The organism is Bradyrhizobium sp. WCU1 (assembly GCF_053474805.1).
The window spans coordinates 3,575,826-3,596,447 of sequence record NZ_CM130280.1; the positions used below are offsets into that span (position 1 = coordinate 3,575,826).

Sequence of the window (20,622 nt, forward strand, 5' to 3'; positions counted from 1 at the left end):
ACTGTCACTTTCGTCGCGCAGAAACCGCAGGACATCCCGCCGGCTTCCGCACCTGATAGGACGCTTACCGCGCCTCGTTGACGATGGAAACCTATGCTCCATCGCCTGCATCAGGTCACCGGTCTCTTGGTCGTAGTAGTGCTGTGCTCTGCGCCTCCCCGCCACCCACCGCGACAAACTCGAACGACGTACGGCGTCGATTTTGACGGGCGGCTTTGGGCATTCAACGAACTGTCGTGTGCCGGCGCGATGATCTGCGTCAACAATCGGTCCTTCGGCGTCTCGCGCGGCCTAACGGCGCCCGTCGAGGCACTTGTTGCTGCCCGCAGCCTAGGATCGAGGGCGTCGCCGGGACGGCACGATCCGGCCTGTCCGGTGCGGCAGATCGTCCGAGTTCGGCCCATCGGAATCCGGTTCCCGGACGCTGTTCCCGCTATTTTGACCGAACCCGGACAGGCTGAAATCAAGGTTAGCCGGCGAATGGCACCCATGAAAGGTATTTAGAAACCATTGATAACCGATTCGCGACTCGCAATGTCAGTCTCCACGCCCTAAATCGCCATTCCGAGGCCGGACGGCCTCACCGGAACGAAGCCCGAAGCAACGGCATTACCGGGAGAACAGCGGAACAAGGCGTCTGAAGAGTATGATGGATCAGCAGAACATCGCGGCTGTGCGGCCCATGTCCGCCGATCCCGCTGTCGCCCTGGCGAAGGCGCTGGGTCAGTGGCCCAAGCAGCCGCAGGCAAAGTTGCGGCCGCAGGCAAAGCTGCAGCCACCTCGGGCAAAGCTCAAGTTCGAGACGCCCGCCGCCATCAAGACCTCGGTCGAGGATCTGGCGCGCGATCTCGGCCTGCGGCTCGGCGACCAGAACGAGCTGACCATCCGCCGCATCAAGCGCGGCAAGACCTATTCGTTCGTTCGCGCCAATGGCTCGCGCGTCCGGGACGCCCGCACCATCCGCCGGCTGCACGCGATGGCGATGCCGCCGGCCTATCGCCAGGTGCGCTACTCCACCGATCCGAACACGCATCTGCAGGCGGTCGGCCTCGATGCGGCCGGACGGTTGCAATACCGCTATCATGCCGATTGGGAGAAGGTCCGCGAGCAGCGCAAGGCGCACCGCCTGGGCAAGCTGGTGGCCGCGCTGCCGAAGATCCGGCGCAAGGTCTCGGCGTTCCTGTCCGGCGACGAGCCGACGCGCGAGTTCGCGCTTTCGGCGGTGATCGAGCTGATCGCGCGCACCGCGATCCGGCCCGGCAACGAATCCTATGCCCGGCTCAATGGCACCCGCGGTGCCACCACGCTGCTGAAGTCCAACGTCACGCTGGAAGACGACAGCCTGGTGCTGACCTTCAAGGCCAAGGGCGGCAAGGCCGTGCGCAAGGAATGCGACGCGGCCAAGCTGGTGCGTGCGATCGGCATCCTGCGCGGCGTTCCGGGCAAGCGCATGTTCCAGTATTACGACCGCTCCGGCGTCGTCCGCGCGGCCTCGACCACGGCTGTCAACGCGTTCCTGCGCGAGCTCGCCGGCATCAAGATCTCGCTGAAGGATTTCCGCACCTTGATGGCGTCGGCCGTCGTCGTGGAATCGCTGTCGCGGATCACGCCGGCCGCCAGCCAGCGCGGCCGCAAGCGCCAGGTGCTGGACGCGATCCGCGCCGCGGCCGACCAGCTTTCCAACACGCCGGCGATCTGCCGCAAGAGCTACGTCCACGACACCATCGTCACCGCGTTCGAGGACGGCATCCTCGAGCGCTTCGCCGCGACCATGGGCGGCTACCGCACCCAGAGCAAGCGCGAGCAATTGCTGGCGCAGGTGGTGATGGCGGCGGGGGCGTAAGCCCAGAATCCAACTCGACGTCGTCCCGGCCAAGCGAAGCGCGAGCCGGGACCCATAAACACAAATGTTCAGTATGTAGAACGCTGGGGCCACACCTCTGCGCGACACAGAGAGTTGTGGTTATGGGTCCCGGCCTTCGCCGGGACGACAGCAGAGTATGCTGGAACGCTACAGTCCGCCCATCTTGCAGACGTATTTCCATTCCTCCGCGGTCACCGGCTGTACCGAGAGCCGCGAATATTTCACCAGCGCCATGTCGGCGAGCTTCTTGTCGGCCTTGATCGCGGCCATCGTCACCGGCGTCTTCAGCGGCTTGTCGGCCTTGATGTCGACGCAGACGAACTTGCCGGTCTTGTCGGTCGGATCGGGATAGGCTTCCTTGACGATCTCGGCGATGCCGACGATCTCCTTGCCCTCGTTGGAATGATAGAAGAACGCCTTGTCGCCCTTCTTCATGTTGACCAGGTTCTGCCGCGCCGTGAAGTTGCGCACGCCAGTCCAGGCCTCGCCCTTCGCGCCCTTGGCGACCTGCTGGTCCCACGACCAGACCGACGGCTCGGATTTCACCAGCCAGTAATTCATCGCGACTCACCCCGTTCCTGAACGCCGATTGAGCGGCAATCTACAGGCAGCCGGACGCCCGCGACAAGCACAGGCATCTGGTCTCGATGGCAGCGCTCACTGCTTCAGATATCGATCGAAGAATTTGGCGATATCGGTGAAGGCTTCCTTGGTCTCGGGCGCATCGATGTTCATCTGGTATTGCGCGTGGGATTGCCCTTCATAGACATTGAGGTCGGCGATCACGCCGGCGCGGCGCAATTTGCGGTGGGTGCGAACCGTGTTGCTGAGGAACAAATCGCGCGTCCCCGACGTCAGGATGGTCGGCGGGAAACCCTTGAAGTCACCGTAGATCGGCGAGATGTAGGGATTCTTCAGGCTGGTCCCGTTGGCATAGAGCCTGGCCGCGCGGCCGAGCCAGCCGTCCCAGGTCACCAGCACATTGTCGACCCACTCATTGCCGGCGTAGCTGTCGCCGATCTTGTCGATATCGGACCATGGCGTGCCCGGCGCGATGGCGGCGGGCAGAGGCAGCTTCTCATCCTTCGCCCGCAACACCATCGCGAGCGTCATCGCACCGCCGGTCGAGGTGCCGAAGATCGCCAGCCGATGGCGCTCATGCGATTTCAGGACCTCCTTCCACACCGCCATCGCGTCGTCCATCGCGGCCGGATAGGGGAAGTCCGGCGGCATCCGGTAGTCGACCGAGATGACCTTGTAGCCGCCGAAGCCCGCCATCATGATGGCTTCCGGCAGCGCGGCTTCGCCGGGGCCGAACACGTAGCCGCCGCCGTGCACATGGATCAGCAGGCGCCGCCGGTTCTCGAGCGCGATCTTGTTCGGCGTCACGACATAGCAGTGCACGCCGGCGATTGTTTTCTCCTCGACCTTGACGCCGAGCTTCGCCTTCATCGCCGGGATATTCGCGATGGCTTGCTTGGCGCGGCGATCGATCAGCTCCTTCCATTCCGCTGATGTCTTCGGGTCGGCGTTGAAATGCGGCGGATAGGCCGTGCCGATCATGGCCTGCATCTCGGGAGAGACGTCAGCGGTGGGGTTACCGATCGACTTGAGCGGCGCGACCCGCTTGCCGCTGTCGGCATTGGCGGCCGCCTCACTCTTGGCGAGTTCGTCGTAGGAAGCGGCGGTTTGGGCGTGGGCAGTGATGGACGAGGCGGCGAGGGCGAATGCGAAGCAGATGGGAACGATGGCGCGTTGCGGTTGACGCATGTGTTTTTCCCTTGGGATCCGTTGCTCGACTGCTAAGACCGGGATCCGACGGTTCGCCGCCACGCTAGTACGGCGCGCGCGGATCGTGAAGCTCCACCTCGCGCACCTGTGACGCGCGCTACTCGGCCTTGAAAGGCCGTGTCAGCAATCCTTCGATCACCGCATCGATCGTCAGCCGGCCGCTCAGGATCGCGGCGACCGCGTTCGACACCGGCATATCGACCTTCTGCGCAGCGGCGAGCTCGCACAGCACCGGAGCGGTGAACGCGCCTTCGGCAAGCTTGCCGACCGGCGCTGCTTCGCCGCGCCCGAGCGCGAGGCCGAGTGCGAAATTGCGCGATTGCGCGGTCGAGCAGCTGAGCAAGAGATCGCCGAGCCCCGACAGGCCGGACAGCGTCTCGGTGCGCGCCCCGCAGGCGCGGCCCAACCGGGCGAGTTCGCTGAAGCCGCGCGTGGTCAGTGCGGCGAGCGCAGAGGCGCCGAGCTCCTTGCCGACGACGATGCCGGCCGCGATCGCCAGCACATTCTTGGCCGCGCCGCCGATCTCGACGCCGCGCACGTCTGACGTGTGGTAGGGCCGGAACGTCGCCGAACCGAGCGCCTGGACCAGCGCACGTGCAAGCGCCTCATCCTTGGCAGCCAGCGTCACGGCGGTAGGCAATCCGCGCGCGACGTCGTCGGCAAAGCTCGGTCCCGACAGGATCGCGGGCACCGCGCGCGGTGCGGCCTCCGCAACCACCTCGGTCATGAACTTGTGCGTGCCGTGCTCGATGCCCTTGGCGCAGGCGATGACAGGTGTGTCGGGTTCGAGGTACGGCGCAAGGTGTCCGACCGCCGCGCGCAGATGCTGCGCCGGGGTGACCGCGAGGATGATGTCGGCGCGTGCGGCGGCGGAGATATCCGACGTCACCGCGATGCCGGGCTGAAGCTGGACACCAGTCAGCTTCGGATTGACCCGCGTCGCCTCGATCCGCGCCGCATGCCCGGCATTGCGCGCATACAGCGTCACCTTGCGTCCGGCGCGCGCCGCGACCTCGGCCAATGCCGTGCCCCAGGCGCCGGCACCGATCACGCTGACTGACATATGCGCGGGCATCCGACCCCTCGGTTCAATATCCGGCGCGGCTGTTGGCGTGGCCGGCCGGCGCCTTGGCGTTGGCATCGAGCAGCCAGCGCGCGCGCGGCGGCGCTTCCATCGTGTCGGTGAGTCCGAGCGCCATCCGCTCGGCGCCGGCCCAGGCGATCATCGCGCCATTGTCGGTGCAGAGCGCCGGCGGCGGGATGATCAGCGTGGTCTGCGCTTTCGCCGCGACATCCTGCAACGCGCTGCGGATGGCGTGGTTGGCGGCAACGCCGCCGGCCGCGACCAATGCGCGCGGCGTGCCGAACCGTTCCTGGAACAACCGCAGGCCGACGGTCAGCCGGTCCGCGGTCGCTTCCAGCACCGCGGCCTGGAAGCTCGCGCAGAGGTCGCTGATGTCCTGCGGCTCCAATGGCTCCAGCCGGCTCGCCTCGTTGCGCACCGCCGTCTTCAGTCCCGACAGCGAGAAATTCGCATCCGGACGGCCGAGCATCGGGCGCGGAAAGGCAAACCGCGTCGGGTCGCCGTCGGCCGCCGCGCGCTCGACCTGCGGTCCGCCGGGATAGGGCAGCGACAGCATCTTCGCCACCTTGTCGAACGCCTCGCCCATCGCATCGTCGACCGTGGTGCCGAGCCGGACATATTCGCCGACCCCGACCACGGCGACGATCTGGGTGTGGCCGCCCGAGGCCAAGAACAGGCAATAGGGAAACGCCAGCGCGCAGGTCAGCCGCGGCGTCAGCGCGTGCGCCTCGAGATGGTTCACCGCGATCAGCGGCGTGTCGTGCACCATCGCGATCGCCTTCGCGGTGGTGAGACCGACGATCACGCCGCCGATCAGGCCGGGGCCGGCGGCCGCTGCCACCGCGGACAATTGGCCGTAGCCGACGCCGGCCTCCTTCATGGCGGAGGCGATGATACCGTCGAGCAGGTCGACATGGGCGCGCGCCGCGATCTCCGGCACCACGCCGCCGAAGCGGGCGTGCTCGTCGGTCTGCGAACGCACGACGTTGGAGAGGATCTTGGCCTGTCCGTCAGCCTGGCGCTCGACCACGGCGGCTGCGGTTTCATCGCAGGTGGTCTCGATTCCCAACACCAGCATCGGCGGTTCGTGTCCCAATTTCGGCCCTTGTGCTACCAGCATGATCCGGACCGGCCGGAACCGGTTTCCGGCCAGATCATGCCCATCAAATGTCCTCTCCGGGGTAGCATTGCGAGGTCGCAAAGTGCAATCGGTCGCCAAGGACCAACAAGGTCCAATCTGCAGGGGCCAATTCGCAAGGCGGGAGGCCTGACCCTGACCATCCTTGTCACACGACCGCATCCGGATAGTGCCGCGACGCTTGCGACGCTGCGCCAGCGCGGCTTTGATGCCCTCGCGGCGCCGGTGCTGCGCTTCGAGCCGTTGCCGTTCCATGATGACGACGATGCCGAATATGACGCGGTCATCCTGACCAGCGCCAATGCGCTGCGCGCGGTCGATCTCGGTGCGAGCCGGCTGATGCCGCTGCCGCTGTTCGCGGTGGGGACGCACACCGCGGACGCCGCACGTGCCGCCGGCTTCGACAAGGTGATCGTGGCCAAGGGCGACGCGGTGAGCCTGCGTGATCTCGTGCTCGCGCGGGTCAAGGCCGGCGAGCTGCCGGCATCCGCCACGCTGCTCTATCTCGCCGGCGCCGACCTGTCGCGCGATCTCGCCGGTGAACTGGGCGAGCGCGGGTTAAGCGTCGTCACCCATACCACCTACCGGATGGCGCCGGTGGCCGGCTTTCCAAGGGAGGTCAGCGACGCCTTCATGGCGAACCGGATCACAGCGGTGCTGCATTATTCCCGGCGCAGCGCGCAGGCCTTCCTGGACACGATCCGGGCCGACGGCCTGGAGATTTCGGCGCTCGCTTTGCCGCAGTGCTGCATCTCGGCCGCGGTCGCCGCGGTGCTCCATGACGCCGGTGCGACCAAGGTGGTGGTGGCGGCGCGGCCGGACGAAAACGCCCTGCTGGAGGCGCTCGACCGCACAATGCGGCCGTCACTCGAATAATTCTTTCGTCGGACCATGATGTTAGGCAATGCTCCGGGTTTCGGATCGTGCTCTAAGACCATGGCCGATCCTGACGGAGCGGTTCGCGTTAAGGTAACGCCACCAAACAACTCGATGACGGCATGATCCGATTCAATCGGATCGGATCATGCTCTAGAATGTGCGGCCAGTAGTTTTGAGGACCCTCGCGATGGCTGAAGAAAGGCCCGACGACCCAGGACCTTCGCCGGATTCCCGGCCCAAGCGCGCACCGCCGACCATTGATCTTCAGGCGACCGAAATCTCCAGCGAGCCGTCAAGGACCGAGGCGACCGAGGAAGCCGCCAAGGAAATTGGCAAGGAAACTGGCGAGGAAACCGCTGGCCATGCCGGCGAGGCGGCTGCGCCCGGGGCGGAGCCTCATCCCGATCCTGCGCCTCACACAGAGCCGCAACTCGAGGCCGCCTCCGCGGCACCGGAGGCCGAGCGGCCGCGGCCGGTGTCGCCCTGGGTGGTGGCGCCGGTGTCGGGCGCGGTCGCCGCCGCGCTGGTGATCGGGGTCGGCTGGCTGCTCGGCTGGCCCTCGGTGCCGCCGGCGTCCGCGCCGCAGCCCAGCGCCGCAACGGTTGACGAACTCGGTGCGCGCCTGGCCGCGCTCGAAGCAAAGGCGAGCCGGCCAGCCGCTGCGGTCGCCGATCCCGCGGCAACCGCAAGGCTCGAGGCGCTCGACAAGTCGATCGCCGTGCTGCGTACCGAGCTCGCCGCGACGCGGGCGCAATCCGACAAGCTCGCCGCTGCGGTGAATGACGCGAAGGCCGCGCCGCGCGATGGCGCGGCGGCGCCCGACATCTCCGGCCTCACGGCGCGGATCGACAGGGTCGAGGGTGCGGTGAAGGCGCAGGGCGCCGCGATCGCCAAACAGGACGGCAAGATCGCCGACACCAAGGCCGAGGCGAAGGCGGATGATGTGCCGCTGCGCCGCGTGGTTGCGGCCTCGCTGCTCGACGTCGCGGTGCGTCACGGCGATCCCTACGGCTCGGCGCTCGAGGCCGCGAAGGCCATCGCCGACAATCCCGATATGCTGAAGCCGCTCGAAGTCTTCGCTGCGTCAGGCGTGCCGAATCCGAACGCGCTGTGCCGCGAGCTGATCGAGATCGTGCCGCAGCTTGCTCCGCCGCCGCCGGAGGCCGCGGCCGCCAGCGCCGGGCTGGTCGATCGTCTGCAGGCCGGCGCCTCCAAGCTGATCCGCATCGAGCGGACCGACGGCACCGGCACCGACCGCGGCAGCATCGTCGCGCGCGTGACATCGGCCGCCGTGCATAATGATCTCGCATTGACCGAACGCGAATTGAAGTCGTTGCCGCCGGCCGATCGCACCGCGGCGCAAGCCTGGCTCGCCAGGGTGGACGCACGCCGTGCCGCGCTCGACGCGTCGCGTAAATTTGCCGACAACGCCATGGCGGCGCTCGCCACGGTCAATCAATAGCTTCTTGCAATAGGTTCTTGATGATCCGGATCATTCTGTTCCTGCTGCTGATCGCGCTCGCTGCAGCGGGTGCCGCCTGGTTGGCCGATCAGCCCGGCGATCTCGTGCTGAATTGGGGCGGGTTGCGTCTGACGTCCAGGCAGCCGATGTACCTGCTCGGCCTCGTCATCGTCGTCGCAATGGTCGCCGGCATGATCCTGCGCGGACTGTGGAAGATCCCGGGCCGCATCCGACGCGGCCAGCGCGAGCGGCGCCACGCCCGCGGCCGTCACGCCATCACGCAAGGCCTGCTCGCGATCGGGCATGGCGATTCGTCGGCGGCGCGTGCCCATGCCGAGGTGGCGCGGCGCCACGCCGGAGGTGATCCGCTGGCGCTGTTGCTGCACGCGCAATCGGCGCAGCTCGACGGCGATCGCGACGGCGCGCAGCGCGCCTTCCGCGCCATGGCCGAGCGCGCCGACACGCGGCTGCTCGGCCTGCGCGGCCTGTTCATCGAGGCACAGCGCGCCGACGATCCGGTGGCGGCCGTGATGATCGCCGAGGAGGCGCTGAAGATGTCGCCGTCCTCGTCATGGGCCTCGCATGCGGTGCTCGGCTTCTGCTGCGCCAAGGGTGACTGGGCCGGCGCGCTGTCGATCATCGACAACAACCAGACGGCCGGATTGATCGACAAGGCGACCTATCGGCGGCAGCGCGGCGTGCTGCTGACGGCGCGCGCGCTGGAGTTGGAGACCGTCGATCGCGACCTGTCGCGCTCGAGCGCGATGGAGGCCGTCAAGCTGGCGCCGACGCTGATCCCCGCCGCGGTGCTCTCGGCGAAGTTCGAGAGCGAGGCGCATCAGGTGCGCCGCGCCATGCGCATCGTCGAGACCGCGTGGCTCAAGCAGCCGCATCCCGATCTCGCCGACGCCTATTCGCATGTCCGGCTCGGCGATTCCGCGCGGCAGCGGCTGGTGCGCGTCGAGACGCTGGCGGCCAAGACGCCGGGCAACATCGAGGGCGCGCTGGCGATCGCGCGCGCCGCGATAGATGCGGCCGAATTCGGCAAGGCGCGTGCGGCGCTGGAGCCGTTCACAGCCGCGCCGACCCAGCGCGTCGCGCTGCTGATGGCCGAGATCGAGCGCAGCGAGCATGGCGACAGCGGCCGGGCACGGGCCTGGACCCTGCGCGCGGTGCGCGCGCTGCATGATCCGGTGTGGACTGCCGACGGCTATGTCTCGGATCGCTGGCGTCCGGTGTCGCCGGTCACCGGCCGCTTCGATGCCTTCCAGTGGCAGACGCCGGTGGCGGCGCTGCCGTCCGACAAGGGCAATGCGATCGAGCCCTCGCCGTTCGAAGAGGCGATGCTGGCGCCGCGTCGGGTCGAGCCGCCCAAGGAGCTGGCCATCGAGCCGCCGTCACCCAAGCCGGTTGAGCCGGTCGAGGCCAAGCCGGTCGAGCCGGCCACGCCGTCCGTGCAGGACAACGCCCCGGCGCCGGCGGCCAGCGACGCCGAGCCGGTGCCGCCTGAACCCGCCGCGCCGGAGCCGGTTCCACCCCCGGCCACTGAGGCGGCGCCCCCGGCCCCGGCCCCGCTGTTCCGGTCCCGGACTGATCTGCCCAAGGCGGCGCCGGCGCCGATTCCGGCCGTGATTCCGATCGTCCGGGCTCCCGACGACCCCGGGGTCGATGAGGACGGCCCGGTGGACGAATTTGCGGAACAAATCGGCCCTCCCAAGGCCCAGGCGGGCGGTTGGCGCGGATTTCTGTCACGTTTGGGAAGCTAATTCGGGGTTAGGTAACGGCTGTGCGGTTTAATAACCGCATCTTCTTGCCAATCGGGGTCATGCCCGATATCAGGTGGCGCGCAAGCTCAGGCCGTTGCCGAACGGTTCGCCGCAATAGCTCAGTTGGTAGAGCACGTCATTCGTAATGACGGGGTCGGGGGTTCGAGTCCCTCTTGCGGCACCATTCTCAGACTAAGCCCTTCAATTCTTGCGATCTTCCGGGCGGAAATTGTTTCTCCGTGTAGGTGCTGATCCCAATCCTGCTACACGGCGGAGTGTGGATCTGGTGGCGCACGAGCTTGGTCAAGTTGGGCGCCGCAATTACTGGATATACCGTAAACGCGTCGACCATGGACGCGACCGCAGCACGAGCCTGACCGATGAGCAGCACTCAGACCGAAGCCGAGATTAGGAGCGGCTTGAAGCGCGGGAAGGTCATACTGCCATGGAGCTTGCTCCGGTCGGTCGGCAATTCGCGAGCCGCAAAGCTAACCGTGCTCATTCCGCTGATCGGCTATTTGATCTTGCTGAATGACGACATCGTTGCGCATCTTACGCTGTCGAAGGATGTGTTTGACGACGCTGCCGACCATACATTGACGCGATTGCTTGCAGTTTATGTCGGCCTTGTATTCATCGCGATTGCCTCAGCCGTATTCGCAATACGATGCCCCGGCGAAGTGAAGCGGTATGGCTCTCCCGAAGAGTACATCGCGGGCGACGAACCGTCGGTGAGCGACAAGCAAATAGCGATCATCGAAAGGAAATTGGAGGTCGGCGACGATATCGCGCGCAAAGACAGTAGCGAATATGGCGCGTACTATTTTGGCAGGCCGAACCCTGATCTAGAGGAACTGCGGCGGAACGGACGCGAATTGCTTCGCATACGAATGAACCTCTTCTATGAGATGCTTGACCGGTCTCGCCCGATATCTCGATGGATCGCGGCAATTTTCTTTCTCGCGGGGTTTATCTGCTTGTCGATCCCTTCGATGCTTGTGTTTATCAAAGTCAGCAAGGTTTTGTTTCACAAGATCGGTGCTTAAGGATGTCAGGACCTACATCATTGGATCGGCGCTACTCGAAGATCATTGGTGTCCGCTCAGGATCGAAATGAAAAAGCTTTATTGTCGGTACAACGTCATCGGCACTCGCGGTCATTTTTATTGGTCCATATACGTCTGTGCCACACGCCATCCCCGCCACGATAGGCGGGTTGTACCACCGCCGTATCAAAACAAGCGCCTCTTCTCCGGGATTTAAGTCGATCAGATGCTTTTTGTTGATGTCGAACTGTGACGGCTCCGGCCGAGTAGGCATCGGTCCGATTGCTTCGACGATGACCTTTACGTTCCTTTGAGTCTTGGCGGACATATTCCTTATCAGCGCTCGATACTCCCAAAACGTTCCGGGTATTTGCTTTCCGGTTTCGTCCCTCATCGGTTCGATTGACCAAAACCTTCTATTGGGATTAGCTTGGTCGAAAATGATCTTGATCGGCCGCTGAACTAGTGGAAATTGTCCGAATATCTGGTTCCTAGAGAACCTGACGCCGACCCACGCCATTGGGCCGAACTCGCGGCTTGTGGGACCCTTCCAGTGAGCCGCAGTCCGTGGAAGATGACTACGATCAAATACGATCTCAACTTTGTCCCACGTGTCCGGAGGGATAGGCTTTTCTGGGGTAGTGGCCGTTCCTGCTAAGCATTCCTCGCCCCAAGAACTGAGAAGCGAGTTTCGCAGAGCTTTATGGATTTCGTTGTCGAGCCGACGCGCAAGCCAGTCGTAAACGAGGTTCGAGGTATCAATGGTTGTTTTTAATTGACTCTCCCGCCACTCGCTTTCCTCGAAAATCAGAAAAAATGCTTCTCTTGCATCGATGTCCGGCGCAGGGTCTTGGGTCGGTGCAACTTGGCGTTGTCCATGCAATTCGATTTGCGATCGTTGGATCAGTACTTCTCGTTGACGAAGCTGGTACTCCGGAATGGCCATGCCGCCCCTATCAAAATGGGCTTCGGACGGCTCTCGGCGGAGATAGTTTCGGAAGCCTACGATGATATTGAAAAGCTTACGTGGCATGTCTGCCTCGGATAATGGGCGTATCAGAGCTATTAAGGTAAGAAGTCCGTTAGACACCGGTAGTGGGCCTTTGTGTTCTAGCTGATCAGACCTCCCTCGCCAGCTATGCGACGTGCACTAACGTCGAGACAGTGGCGCGCTGCTCTGATGGCTCTTTCACGATCCGAACCTCTTAGCAGTCGCTGGAAACGCGTCCTGCGCCACTCCTCAATGCGACGAAGGCGGCCTCGTCGGCCACCCAGCAACACTGACCCTTCCAAGCTCTCGCACGCCACGGTCCTCCCGCTCAGGTTGAAAGCGTAACGGAACTCACCGTAGGCGCAAGCTCCGTGCCTGCTCCCGCCGCCCCGCAGTTTCTGGTGATTACGGGCGCTGATCCTTGCTGAAAGTCAGCAAATCACTTAGGGAGGATTTCGCGCGTCGAGTTCTGCATCAGCCATGCACATGTTGTTAACAGGTGTCTCCGATGGCCTCTGCTCGCGAAATGCTCGCTGTCAGCAGCGATCCGGTCAAGGTCCGTAACCTTGCCCTCAGCCTTCTCGCGATGAGGAAGGTGGCTGAAAATCTCTTCAGTGAGTGGGAGTTGACATTTCTGCTCGACACTGTCGAGCAGGCGGAAAAGGTTATCGCGCTCAGTCCAAAGGAGCGCAAAGACCTCAAATTTAGCGAGAAGCACGCTGAGGCGCGTCTCGCGTTGCGCGACTTTCGCCTCACCTCCCGACAGGCAGAAAAGCTGTTCGAAATTCGCGACGGCGTTACCCTGTACGGTGACATTGCTGGCATCAGCGTTCGCAACCTGATCGTCCGATGCTACGAAGCACGTGGGTGCGGACTCGTAGAGAGCGATGACGAATATATCGAGGGCCTTTGGAAGAGTGGGGTGACCAAGCTTCGTCTTCGCGATCTCATGCGGCTCAAGAGGTGCAGCATCGAACTCAACGAGCTCGAGCCCTACATGTAAGGCTGCGTGATGAGCACCCAGGGTCAGATTTCGGATTAATCTCGGCAGTTCAATTTTCGCTTTCAATGGTACACGATCCCCGGCACGAAACTCGCGGATCAGCGCGTTTAGGCGGAAAATGCTGGGTTTGGAGGAGGGGTTTCGTTCCCTTCTTGCGGCACCCCAGAACATCTTCCACCTAGATCCGCGCGCCGCACAGTCCACTCGCGACCGCGACCAGTCCGACCGCGGCGAGGCCGGTTGCCCAGATCCGGTTGGCGATCGCGGTGGCCGCGCCGTGCGCGATCAGGACGCCGCGCAATCCCGAGGTGAGATGGGCAAGGACGAAGAAGACGCCGAGCGCGTAGTGCGACACCAGGCGGATGCTCCAGGCGTCGTGGATCAGGCCGGTCGGTGCCCCCGACGCACGCGCCCAATTGGTATCTATGTGGTTCACGGCCCGCGCGGAGACGAGTGCGGAATTCAGATGGGTTACGATGAACGCCGGGAGGTACACGCCGGAGCCGATCTGAAACACGCATCCGCCGGCCGCGCTCCAGCGCCAAGCCAGCCGCATGCCGACGGCGGCCTGGAACGGCATCAAGGCGGCGAGGATTGGTTCGATCACGGAGGAGCGATAGACCGTGCGTCCTATCTTCATCACGGTGCCATGCATCTTGGGCCCGAGCAGCCCGACGGGTCAAGCTGCCTTGTCGAGCGCCGGCACCCGCCAGCTCCTTTGCATGGGGTTGTTTCGATATTTTGGCTGCGTACATCTGAAGCAGGAATTTCGCCACCATTGCCCGTGGTGATCTGCCGGTAGTCGACGCCGACACCACGAACGAAAGCGCCCCCGGATCGGATCCAGGAGCGCCCTTGGGTTGAGTGTGTTCGGCGTATTCGCGGGGTTACTCGGCCACCGTCTGCACGACGTTGCCGATCGGCCGGCCCGATGCGACCGGCTTCTCGGTCTTCGCCATCATCGCGTCGTATTCCGGCAGCGTCTCGATCTGGGTCTTGGCCTTCATCCAGACCACCTTGTAGCCGCCGGCCTTCAGCTTGCGCAGCAGCGTCGGCAGCGCCTGTGCGGTGTGCTTCTGCAGATCGTGCATCAGGATGATGCCCTTGTGCTCCTTGTCGAGCTTGGTCATCACGTTGTTGATCACTTCGTCGGAGCTCTTGGACTTGAAGTCGTTGGAGTCGACGTCGACCGAGAACATCGCGATGTTGCGGGTGCCGAGATAGGCGGTGGTCGCCGGCGTGTGCGCCAGTGCCGGGAAGCGGAAGAACGGAGCCGGATTGGCGCCGAGTGCCAGCTTCACCGCGCTAAAACCCTTCTCGATCTCGTCCTTGGCCTGCTGCTCGGTGATCTTCTTGCTCGCCAGATGCGCGTGCGACCAGGTGTGGGCGCCGATGGTGTGGCCGGCGGCGGCGACCTGGCGGAGGATATCGGGGTGATAGGTGGTGTGCAGGCCGATCGGGAAGAACACCGCCTTGGTGCACTCGTCCGCCAGCGCCTTGAGCACGGCGGGCGTGGTCGGCCACGGACCGTCGTCGAAGGTCAGCACCACCTCATGGTCGGTCAGGAAGTCATATTGCTTGTACTGCAGGAAGCCGAAGCCCGGGCCGCCTGTGGTGTCGACCACGACGGTGCGGCTGATGCCGAGCCCATCGGGATTGGCGCATTTTGGCATCGCCACGACCGGAGCGGGCGCCGGTGCAGGGGCAGCGGCCGGGGCCGCCGCCTGGGTGGCGTCGGCGCGCTTCGAGAGCGCGGCGGTCGTGTCGACATCGTCTCTGGCGGCCTGCTTGGCCGCTGTGGGCAGCGGATCGGCCTGGCTTGCTGCCGTTGTCTGCGGAGGCGCCGCGTCGGCACGCGGGGAGGAGGTCCAGAACCACACGCCGGCGATCACGATCGCCGCTACAACACTGGCCAGCATCAGGCCCAACGCACTACGCATCGCTACACACTCTCTCGGACTTAAGGATACGCCACAGCCGTAACGAGCGATTAATGCCAACAAGGTCTTAACGCGATCCCAACAAGGCGCCAGGACCGCAAGAAAAAGCGTGCTTTACCGATGCGTGATGGTCGTCACAGTCATCGGGTGCGCGCTCAAGCAGGATCGGACATCAGACAACGGGCGCCGCGATCGGTGGCGCCGATGGGAGCCGATCATGACCACCATTTTCAAAGGCCGGGTTCTTCGGGGCGGAGCACTTGGACGTGGCGTTCGCAGGACCGCCGTCGTGCTGGCGGTTGCGGCGAGCGTCTCGTCGCTGACCTCGAGCGCGAGCTTCGCATTCAGCGCCGAGGCGCAGCAGATGTGCACCGGTGACGCCTTCAGCCTGTGCAGCTCCGAGATCCCGAACATCCCGAAGATCACGGCGTGCATGGTCAAGAACCGCTCCCAGCTGACCAGTGGCTGCCGCGTCGTGCTGGATCGCGATCTCGCGGCCCAGCGCCGGGCCGCCGCCGAGTGATTGCAGTGCACCAATGGACTTCGCCGTGGGCGGCGAAGCCGCAGGGCTTCTTTGCCGCCCTGAAACGCTATAGAACCAGCGTCGCATTCCTTAGAGGCTTTGTGATGACCCGATTTCTGTTCGCCGCCGTTCCGCTGGTTCTGCTGACGTCAGCGGTCTCAGCACAGCAGCAGGGGCGCGATGCCTGCTCGCGCGATGCCTCGCGGTTCTGCCGCGCCCATCTCGGCGAGGGCGATCAGGTCGTGCTGGCCTGCCTGAAGGAGCATCGCAGCCGTCTCAGCAAGGCCTGCCAGCAGACGCTCACCGACAACGGGCAGTAGCGCCATCATCGTCATTCCGGGGCGCGCCGCCTGGCGCGAGCCCGGAATCCATTCCAACGCTGGACTCGCGGCCCGATGGATTCCGGGCCCATCGCTGCGCGATGTCCCGGAATGACGACGGAGTCTACGTACTACTCCCCGCCGCGGTCGCGACCACCGGGATCACCTCCTTGGCGGCGCGATCCGGGGTCTCGTCCTTCCAGCGGACCGAGCCGAACGGCCGTTCCAGCATCCGCCGCACCCGGATCGGATCCGCGCCGATATGGAAGTCGGCCGCCTTCTGGTGCAGCTCGCGCTCGATCTGGGTGGCGCGGTTGCGCTGGCGCAGGAAATCGAGCCAGGTCGGGCAATGATAGCGCTCGGTCCACAATTCGGGATCGGCGATGTCGCGCGCGATCGACCAGCCATAGGCGCCGTTGCGCTGGCGACTCAGCTGCACGTCCTGCATCACATTGTGGAAGGCGCGCGCCTTGTCCTGCGCCACCCGGTACTCGATCTCCACCACCAGCGGCCCGCTGCGCGCGGTCAATTGCAGCCGCACCTCGGGATCGGCCAGGGCAACCGTCGCGTCCTCGTTGCGCGCGCCGACCGGCGGCATCCGCAGCCAGATGCCGAGCAGCGGCGACAGCAGCATCAGGCCGGCGGAGATCAACAGCGCCGTCTCGACACCACCGAGGTCCGTGATGCGGCCCCAGCACCAGCTTCCGATCGCAATGCCGCCGGCGATCGAGGCCTGAAACGCCGCAAGCGAACGGCCGGCGACCCAGCGCGGCGCCGAGAGCTGCACGCCGATATTGAACAGCGCGATGGCCAGCATCCATACCGCACCGGCGACCACCAGCGCGGCTGCGGTGATCACCGGCTGCTTGCTCACCGCGACGATCGCGATCGCAACGCCCATCAGCAGCGCGCAGGTCCGCACCGCGGCCTCGCCGCTGAGCCGGCTGCGGATCTCGCTGATGTTGAGTGCGCCGATCACAGCGCCCATGCCGAAGGCGCCGAGCATGATGCCGTAGGTCTGCGCGCCGCCATGCAGCAAATCGCGCGCCACCAGCGGCATCAGCGCCGAGACCGAGCCGCCGATGATGCCGGTCACCATGGTGCGGGTCAGCACGATCTTGATCGACGGCGAATTGGTGATGTAGCGCACGCCGGAGACGATGGCGCGGTTCAGCCGCTCGCGCGGCAGCCGCGACGGTTCGCTGACGCGATTCCACAGGAACAGCACGACCAGCAGCGGCAGGTACAGGACAGCGTTGGCCGCGAACGCCGCCACGGCGCCCGCGGAGGCCACCACGATGCCGCCGATCGCAGGACCGAAGCTGCGCGCGATGTTGTAGCTGATGCCGTTCAGCGCGACCGCGGCGGGCAGCGTCTCCGACGGCACCTGCTCGCTGACCGAGGATTGCCAGGCCGGGCCGAACAGCGCCATGCCGCTGCCGACCACGAAGCACAGCGCGAGCAGGATGTTCGGCGTCACCAGATTGAGCCAGGCCAGCACCGTCAGCGTGGTCGCGCCGGAGAGCGCGATCGCCAGCGACACCAGCGCGACGATGCGGCGGTCATGCATGTCGGCGATGGCGCCGGCCGGCATCGAGATCAGCATCACCGGCAGCATCAGCGCGGTCTGCACCAGGGCGACCTTGTCGGCCTCCGCGGTCATCTGGGTCATCGCCCAGGCGGCGCCGACGCCCTGGATCAGGATGCCGAGGTTGGAGAGCAGGCTCGCGAGCCAGATCCGCCTGAAGATTGAATGCCGCAACGGTGCAGTGATACGGTCTGGTCGATCCGGCGGTTCGGTCATATCCGGTTCCGGTTGGCCTGCTATGGTTTGTTGAATGATTCCGGCTGCATCAACTGATGCCCGGCAAACGCGTGTCCTGTCCAGCGATTACGGTATCCTCGCGGGCTGTAGGACACAGCTAAAGCCCTGAAAGGCTTGGGGAAGGGGATCAATGGCGCTGTCGCGGCGGAGATTTTTTCAAGGAGCCGGCGCCCTGACGCTGCTGGCGGGCCGCCTCGCCGCCCCGGCTTTTGCCCAGCCGGCGCCGGCCGGCGACATTCCGCCGACCCTGCCGCCGATCCTGTTCGTGCACGGCAACGGCGATCATGCCGCGCTCTGGATGACGACGCTGTGGCGGATGGAGTCCAACGGCGTGCCGCGCGAGCGCATGGCCGCGATCAACTTCACCGATCCCTTGGCGCGCGCCGACGACAAGGTCGAGCAGGCGGGCCGTTCCTCGACCGAGGACCAGCGCCGCGCGCTCGCCGAGGCGGTCAGGGAGCTGAAGCAGACCAGCGGCGCCACGCGGATCGCGCTGGTCGGGAATTCCCGCGGCGGCAATGCGATCCGCAACACCATCAAGAATGGTGGCAGCGGCGACATCAGCCACGCGGTGCTGTGCGGCACGCCCAATCACGGCGTCTATGCATCCGACGACGGCCTCGGCAACGAGTTCAACGGGCGCGGTCCGTTCCTGCGCGGGCTGAACGATGGCGACAGCGAGGTGACCGCGGGCACCGCGTTCCTGACCTTGCGCAGCGACGGGCTCGACAAATATGCGCAGGCCGACGGCCGCTTCATCGGCAAGCCGGGCACGCCGACCAACGTCACGACCGACGGCCCGGCGCTGAAAGGCGCGACCAATCTGGTGCTCGGCGCGGTCGATCATCGCGAGACCGCGTATCATCCGCGCGCCTTTCGCGAGATCTACAAATTCATCGCCGGACGTGAGCCGTCGCGGATCGAGATCGTGCCGGAGACGGCGGTGCGGCTGAGCGGCCTCGTCACGGGCACGCCCGGCGGCGTGCCGACCAACCGGCCGGTGCCGGGCGCCGTGGTCGACATCTATCATGTGTCGGCGGAAACCGGCGAGCGCCTCGGCGGCCCGCTGCACAGCTCGCAGACCGGCGCCGATGGCCGGTGGGGGCCGGCGCAGGTCGATCCGTCCTGGTCGCTCGAATTCGTGCTGACCTCGCCTGATGCGGTGACGACGCATATCTATCGCTCGCCGTTTCCGCGCTCCTCCGACATCGTGCATCTGCGCGCCGCGCGGCCCATGCTGCCGGCCGATGCCGGTGCAGGCGCCGTCGTGCTGATGTCGCGGCCGCGCGGTTATTTCGGATTACCGCGCGATATCGTGCTGTTCGACGGCAAGGAGCCGGCCGACGTCAAATCCGGCGTGCCGACCGACGCGGTGACGACGTTGCGGCTCACCGCGGCCGAGATCGGACGTCCGGTTGCCGCAATCTTCAACGCCGAGCGCATTGTGATGCGGAGCTGGCCGGCGTCGGAGAACCGGATTGCAGTCGCCGAGCTGACTTATTAGGTCTTGTGGAAGGGGTCCGCGCGCCTTCACGGCGCCGGGATCGCATGGCCGGATCGGCCGTTGCGTGAGGCAGGAAGCGAGGACCATGAGCATAGCTGAAGTCTACGATATCACGGTCACGCGGCGGCCCCTGGTCCCGCCGGCGCCGCCGCGCGCCCCCGCCGACATGGGCGCGTTCCAGCGGATGCGGGTGATGCGCAACTCGCCGATCGAGACCTGGGGCCAGCGCGCCTATGAGGACGACATCGTTCAGGGCCGCTTCCTCAATCACTCGAGCTTCATCCTCAACACGCCGGATGCGATCCGCCACGTGCTGGTCGACAATTACGAGAACTACACCCGCACGCCCGCCGGCCTCCGTGTGTTGCGTCCGATGCTGGGCGAGGGACTGCTGATCGCCGAGGGCCGCGCGTGGAAGCATCAGCGCCGCACCCTGGCGCCGGCGTTCACGCCGCGCGCGGTGACGACGCTGGTGCCCTACATGATCGCGGCGGTCGACGAGACTATCGGCAGGCTGAAGATCGCGAGCGGCGGTCCGGTCGATCTGCGCGAGGTGATGCAGCGCATGACGCTGGAGATCGCCGGCCGCACCATGTTCTCGTTCGGCATGGACCGCCACGGCGCCGCGCTGCGCGACTTCGTGATGGAGTATGGCGACACGCTGGCGCGGCCGCATATGCTGGACCTGCTGTTGCCCCTGAACTGGCCGACCCCGCAGGATTTCCGGCGCGCCCGCTTCCGCAAGCGCTGGACCGCATTCGTCGGCCAGCTGATGGCCGAGCGCCGCGCCGCCGGCAAGGATGACAATGCGCCGGCCCGCGACCTGTTCGACCTGATGGGCGCTGCGCGCGATCCTGAGACCGGTCAGGCCTTCACCGATGCCCAGCTCGGCGACCAGGTCGCGACCATGATCCTGGCCGGCCATGAGACCACCGCGACCGCGCTGTTCTGGGCGCTCTATCTGCTGGCGCTCGATCCAGAGACCCAGGAGCAATTGGAAGCAGAAGTCAGGAACGTGGCGACTTCAGGCGCGCTGGACTTCGAGAAGCTGAAGTTCACCCGCGCCGTGATCGACGAAACCATGCGGCTTTATCCGCCGGCGTTCCTGATCGCGCGTGCCGCGGGCGGTCCCGACACCATCGAGGGCCGTCCGGTCAGGAAGCATGACGTAATCCTGATCGCGCCGTGGCTGTTGCACCGGCATGAGAAGCTATGGCGCGATCCGAATGCTTTTGTGCCACAGCGTTTCATGACGGGAACACCGCCCGATCGCTTCGCCTATCTGCCGTTCGGCGTCGGCGCGCGGGTCTGCATCGGCGCGCATTTCGCGCTGGTCGAGGCGACGCTCGCGCTCGCGAAGATCATCGGCGCGTTCCGCGTCGCGCTGGCGGACAAGGATCCGGTGATTCCGATCGGCGTGGTGACGACACAGCCGAACCGATCGCCGGTGTTCACGATCAAGCCGCGCTGACCGTGCGCGGCGTCT

General features: G+C 65.4%; 18 protein-coding genes and 1 tRNA gene. 11 read left to right on the forward strand and 8 right to left on the reverse strand.

Translation table 11 applies throughout. From position 1 onward, the window contains the following. Positions 1 to 646 precede the first annotated feature (646 nt). Positions 647 to 1,843, forward strand: coding sequence for a DNA topoisomerase IB (locus ACTUWL_RS16610; RefSeq protein WP_021078207.1), 1,197 nt, complete (start codon positions 647 to 649; stop codon positions 1,841 to 1,843). 168 nt (positions 1,844 to 2,011) lie between these two features. On the opposite strand, the gene ACTUWL_RS16615 is transcribed toward ACTUWL_RS16610, so the two are convergent. From ACTUWL_RS16615 to tsaD, 4 genes are all read right to left on the reverse strand, one after another. Further along, positions 2,012 to 2,425 carry an EVE domain-containing protein gene (locus tag ACTUWL_RS16615; RefSeq protein WP_021078208.1) on the reverse strand — a complete coding sequence of 138 codons (414 nt, stop codon included), beginning with the start codon at positions 2,423 to 2,425 and terminating at the stop codon, positions 2,012 to 2,014. A 96-nt stretch (positions 2,426 to 2,521) separates the two neighbouring features. Beyond that, positions 2,522 to 3,634 carry an alpha/beta hydrolase gene (locus ACTUWL_RS16620; RefSeq protein WP_021078209.1) on the reverse strand — a complete coding sequence of 371 codons (1,113 nt, stop codon included), beginning with the start codon at positions 3,632 to 3,634 and terminating at the stop codon, positions 2,522 to 2,524. Positions 3,635 to 3,752: 118 nt separating this feature from the next. Further along, the gene (locus tag ACTUWL_RS16625) at positions 3,753 to 4,730 is read right to left on the reverse strand and encodes an NAD(P)H-dependent glycerol-3-phosphate dehydrogenase (RefSeq protein ID WP_021078210.1); all 978 of its coding nucleotides are present in this window, start codon (positions 4,728 to 4,730) and stop codon (positions 3,753 to 3,755) included. A gap of 13 nt (positions 4,731 to 4,743) precedes the next feature. Next, a complete protein-coding gene (gene tsaD / locus ACTUWL_RS16630) occupies positions 4,744 to 5,817 on the reverse strand; it encodes a tRNA (adenosine(37)-N6)-threonylcarbamoyltransferase complex transferase subunit TsaD (protein WP_021078211.1) in 1,074 nt (357 codons plus the stop codon). Between the two features lie 195 nt (positions 5,818 to 6,012). On the opposite strand from tsaD, the gene ACTUWL_RS16635 reads away from it, so the two are divergent. From ACTUWL_RS16635 to ACTUWL_RS16655, 5 genes are all read left to right on the forward strand, one after another. Next, positions 6,013 to 6,753, forward strand: coding sequence for a uroporphyrinogen-III synthase (locus tag ACTUWL_RS16635; protein ID WP_035650881.1), 741 nt, complete (start codon positions 6,013 to 6,015; stop codon positions 6,751 to 6,753). A gap of 190 nt (positions 6,754 to 6,943) precedes the next feature. After that, positions 6,944 to 8,218 carry a COG4223 family protein gene (locus ACTUWL_RS16640; protein ID WP_021078213.1) on the forward strand — a complete coding sequence of 425 codons (1,275 nt, stop codon included), beginning with the start codon at positions 6,944 to 6,946 and terminating at the stop codon, positions 8,216 to 8,218. Between the two features lie 20 nt (positions 8,219 to 8,238). Continuing rightward, on the forward strand, positions 8,239 to 9,984 hold the full coding sequence (locus ACTUWL_RS16645; RefSeq protein WP_021078214.1) for a heme biosynthesis protein HemY: 1,746 nt from the start codon (positions 8,239 to 8,241) through the stop codon (positions 9,982 to 9,984). A 108-nt stretch (positions 9,985 to 10,092) separates the two neighbouring features. Then, positions 10,093 to 10,168: transfer RNA gene (locus tag ACTUWL_RS16650), tRNA-Thr, on the forward strand. A gap of 196 nt (positions 10,169 to 10,364) precedes the next feature. Continuing rightward, complete coding sequence (locus ACTUWL_RS16655; protein WP_021078215.1) at positions 10,365 to 11,030, forward strand: hypothetical protein; 666 nt, start codon at positions 10,365 to 10,367, stop codon at positions 11,028 to 11,030. 31 nt (positions 11,031 to 11,061) lie between these two features. Here ACTUWL_RS16655 and ACTUWL_RS16660 read toward each other — a convergent pair whose 3' ends face one another. Beyond that, positions 11,062 to 12,063, reverse strand: coding sequence for a hypothetical protein (locus tag ACTUWL_RS16660; protein ID WP_021078216.1), 1,002 nt, complete (start codon positions 12,061 to 12,063; stop codon positions 11,062 to 11,064). A 466-nt stretch (positions 12,064 to 12,529) separates the two neighbouring features. Here ACTUWL_RS16660 and ACTUWL_RS16665 point away from each other — a divergent pair, with 466 nt between their 5' ends. After that, on the forward strand, positions 12,530 to 13,024 hold the full coding sequence (locus ACTUWL_RS16665) for a hypothetical protein (protein WP_021078217.1): 495 nt from the start codon (positions 12,530 to 12,532) through the stop codon (positions 13,022 to 13,024). A gap of 178 nt (positions 13,025 to 13,202) precedes the next feature. On the opposite strand, the gene ACTUWL_RS16670 is transcribed toward ACTUWL_RS16665, so the two are convergent. Together ACTUWL_RS16670 and ACTUWL_RS16675 are read right to left on the reverse strand one after the other, a co-directional pair. Then, positions 13,203 to 13,664: a hypothetical protein gene (locus ACTUWL_RS16670; RefSeq protein ID WP_146160376.1), complete on the reverse strand. Its 462-nt coding sequence runs from the start codon at positions 13,662 to 13,664 to the stop codon at positions 13,203 to 13,205. 247 nt (positions 13,665 to 13,911) lie between these two features. After that, positions 13,912 to 14,964, reverse strand: a complete 1,053-nt coding sequence (locus tag ACTUWL_RS16675) for a polysaccharide deacetylase family protein (protein WP_021078219.1) — start codon at positions 14,962 to 14,964, stop codon at positions 13,912 to 13,914. Positions 14,965 to 15,181: 217 nt separating this feature from the next. On the opposite strand from ACTUWL_RS16675, the gene ACTUWL_RS16680 reads away from it, so the two are divergent. Further along, the gene (locus ACTUWL_RS16680; RefSeq protein ID WP_021078220.1) at positions 15,182 to 15,487 is read left to right on the forward strand and encodes a hypothetical protein; all 306 of its coding nucleotides are present in this window, start codon (positions 15,182 to 15,184) and stop codon (positions 15,485 to 15,487) included. A gap of 104 nt (positions 15,488 to 15,591) precedes the next feature. Next, the gene (locus ACTUWL_RS16685; protein ID WP_021078221.1) at positions 15,592 to 15,807 is read left to right on the forward strand and encodes a cysteine rich repeat-containing protein; all 216 of its coding nucleotides are present in this window, start codon (positions 15,592 to 15,594) and stop codon (positions 15,805 to 15,807) included. Between the two features lie 124 nt (positions 15,808 to 15,931). Here the strand turns inward: ACTUWL_RS16685 and ACTUWL_RS16690 are convergent, their stop codons facing one another. After that, positions 15,932 to 17,611: an MFS transporter gene (locus ACTUWL_RS16690; RefSeq protein ID WP_021078222.1), complete on the reverse strand. Its 1,680-nt coding sequence runs from the start codon at positions 17,609 to 17,611 to the stop codon at positions 15,932 to 15,934. Positions 17,612 to 17,762: 151 nt separating this feature from the next. Between ACTUWL_RS16690 and ACTUWL_RS16695 the strand changes: the two genes are divergently transcribed. Together ACTUWL_RS16695 and ACTUWL_RS16700 are read left to right on the forward strand one after the other, a co-directional pair. Next, a complete protein-coding gene (locus tag ACTUWL_RS16695) occupies positions 17,763 to 19,136 on the forward strand; it encodes a branched-chain amino acid ABC transporter permease (RefSeq protein WP_021078223.1) in 1,374 nt (457 codons plus the stop codon). 85 nt (positions 19,137 to 19,221) lie between these two features. Continuing rightward, positions 19,222 to 20,607, forward strand: a complete 1,386-nt coding sequence (locus ACTUWL_RS16700; protein WP_021078224.1) for a cytochrome P450 — start codon at positions 19,222 to 19,224, stop codon at positions 20,605 to 20,607. Positions 20,608 to 20,622 lie beyond the last annotated feature (15 nt).

Coding starts and splice junctions, on each gene's coding strand:
- ACTUWL_RS16665 (WP_021078217.1), top strand. CDS start 12,530: ATGGCCTCTGCTCGCGAAATGCTCGCTGTCAGCAGCGATCCGGTCAAG.
- tsaD (WP_021078211.1), bottom strand. CDS start 5,817: ATGCTGGTGTTGGGAATCGAGACCACCTGCGATGAAACCGCAGCCGCC.
- ACTUWL_RS16670 (WP_146160376.1), bottom strand. CDS start 13,664: ATGAAGATAGGACGCACGGTCTATCGCTCCTCCGTGATCGAACCAATC.
- ACTUWL_RS16680 (WP_021078220.1), top strand. CDS start 15,182: ATGACCACCATTTTCAAAGGCCGGGTTCTTCGGGGCGGAGCACTTGGA.
- ACTUWL_RS16640 (WP_021078213.1), top strand. CDS start 6,944: ATGGCTGAAGAAAGGCCCGACGACCCAGGACCTTCGCCGGATTCCCGG.
- ACTUWL_RS16620 (WP_021078209.1), bottom strand. CDS start 3,634: ATGCGTCAACCGCAACGCGCCATCGTTCCCATCTGCTTCGCATTCGCC.
- ACTUWL_RS16690 (WP_021078222.1), bottom strand. CDS start 17,611: ATGACCGAACCGCCGGATCGACCAGACCGTATCACTGCACCGTTGCGG.
- ACTUWL_RS16695 (WP_021078223.1), top strand. CDS start 17,763: ATGGCGCTGTCGCGGCGGAGATTTTTTCAAGGAGCCGGCGCCCTGACG.
- ACTUWL_RS16645 (WP_021078214.1), top strand. CDS start 8,239: ATGATCCGGATCATTCTGTTCCTGCTGCTGATCGCGCTCGCTGCAGCG.
- ACTUWL_RS16610 (WP_021078207.1), top strand. CDS start 647: ATGATGGATCAGCAGAACATCGCGGCTGTGCGGCCCATGTCCGCCGAT.
- ACTUWL_RS16615 (WP_021078208.1), bottom strand. CDS start 2,425: ATGAATTACTGGCTGGTGAAATCCGAGCCGTCGGTCTGGTCGTGGGAC.
- ACTUWL_RS16675 (WP_021078219.1), bottom strand. CDS start 14,964: ATGCGTAGTGCGTTGGGCCTGATGCTGGCCAGTGTTGTAGCGGCGATC.
- ACTUWL_RS16655 (WP_021078215.1), top strand. CDS start 10,365: ATGAGCAGCACTCAGACCGAAGCCGAGATTAGGAGCGGCTTGAAGCGC.
- ACTUWL_RS16685 (WP_021078221.1), top strand. CDS start 15,592: ATGACCCGATTTCTGTTCGCCGCCGTTCCGCTGGTTCTGCTGACGTCA.
- ACTUWL_RS16700 (WP_021078224.1), top strand. CDS start 19,222: ATGAGCATAGCTGAAGTCTACGATATCACGGTCACGCGGCGGCCCCTG.
- ACTUWL_RS16625 (WP_021078210.1), bottom strand. CDS start 4,730: ATGCCCGCGCATATGTCAGTCAGCGTGATCGGTGCCGGCGCCTGGGGC.
- ACTUWL_RS16660 (WP_021078216.1), bottom strand. CDS start 12,063: ATGCCACGTAAGCTTTTCAATATCATCGTAGGCTTCCGAAACTATCTC.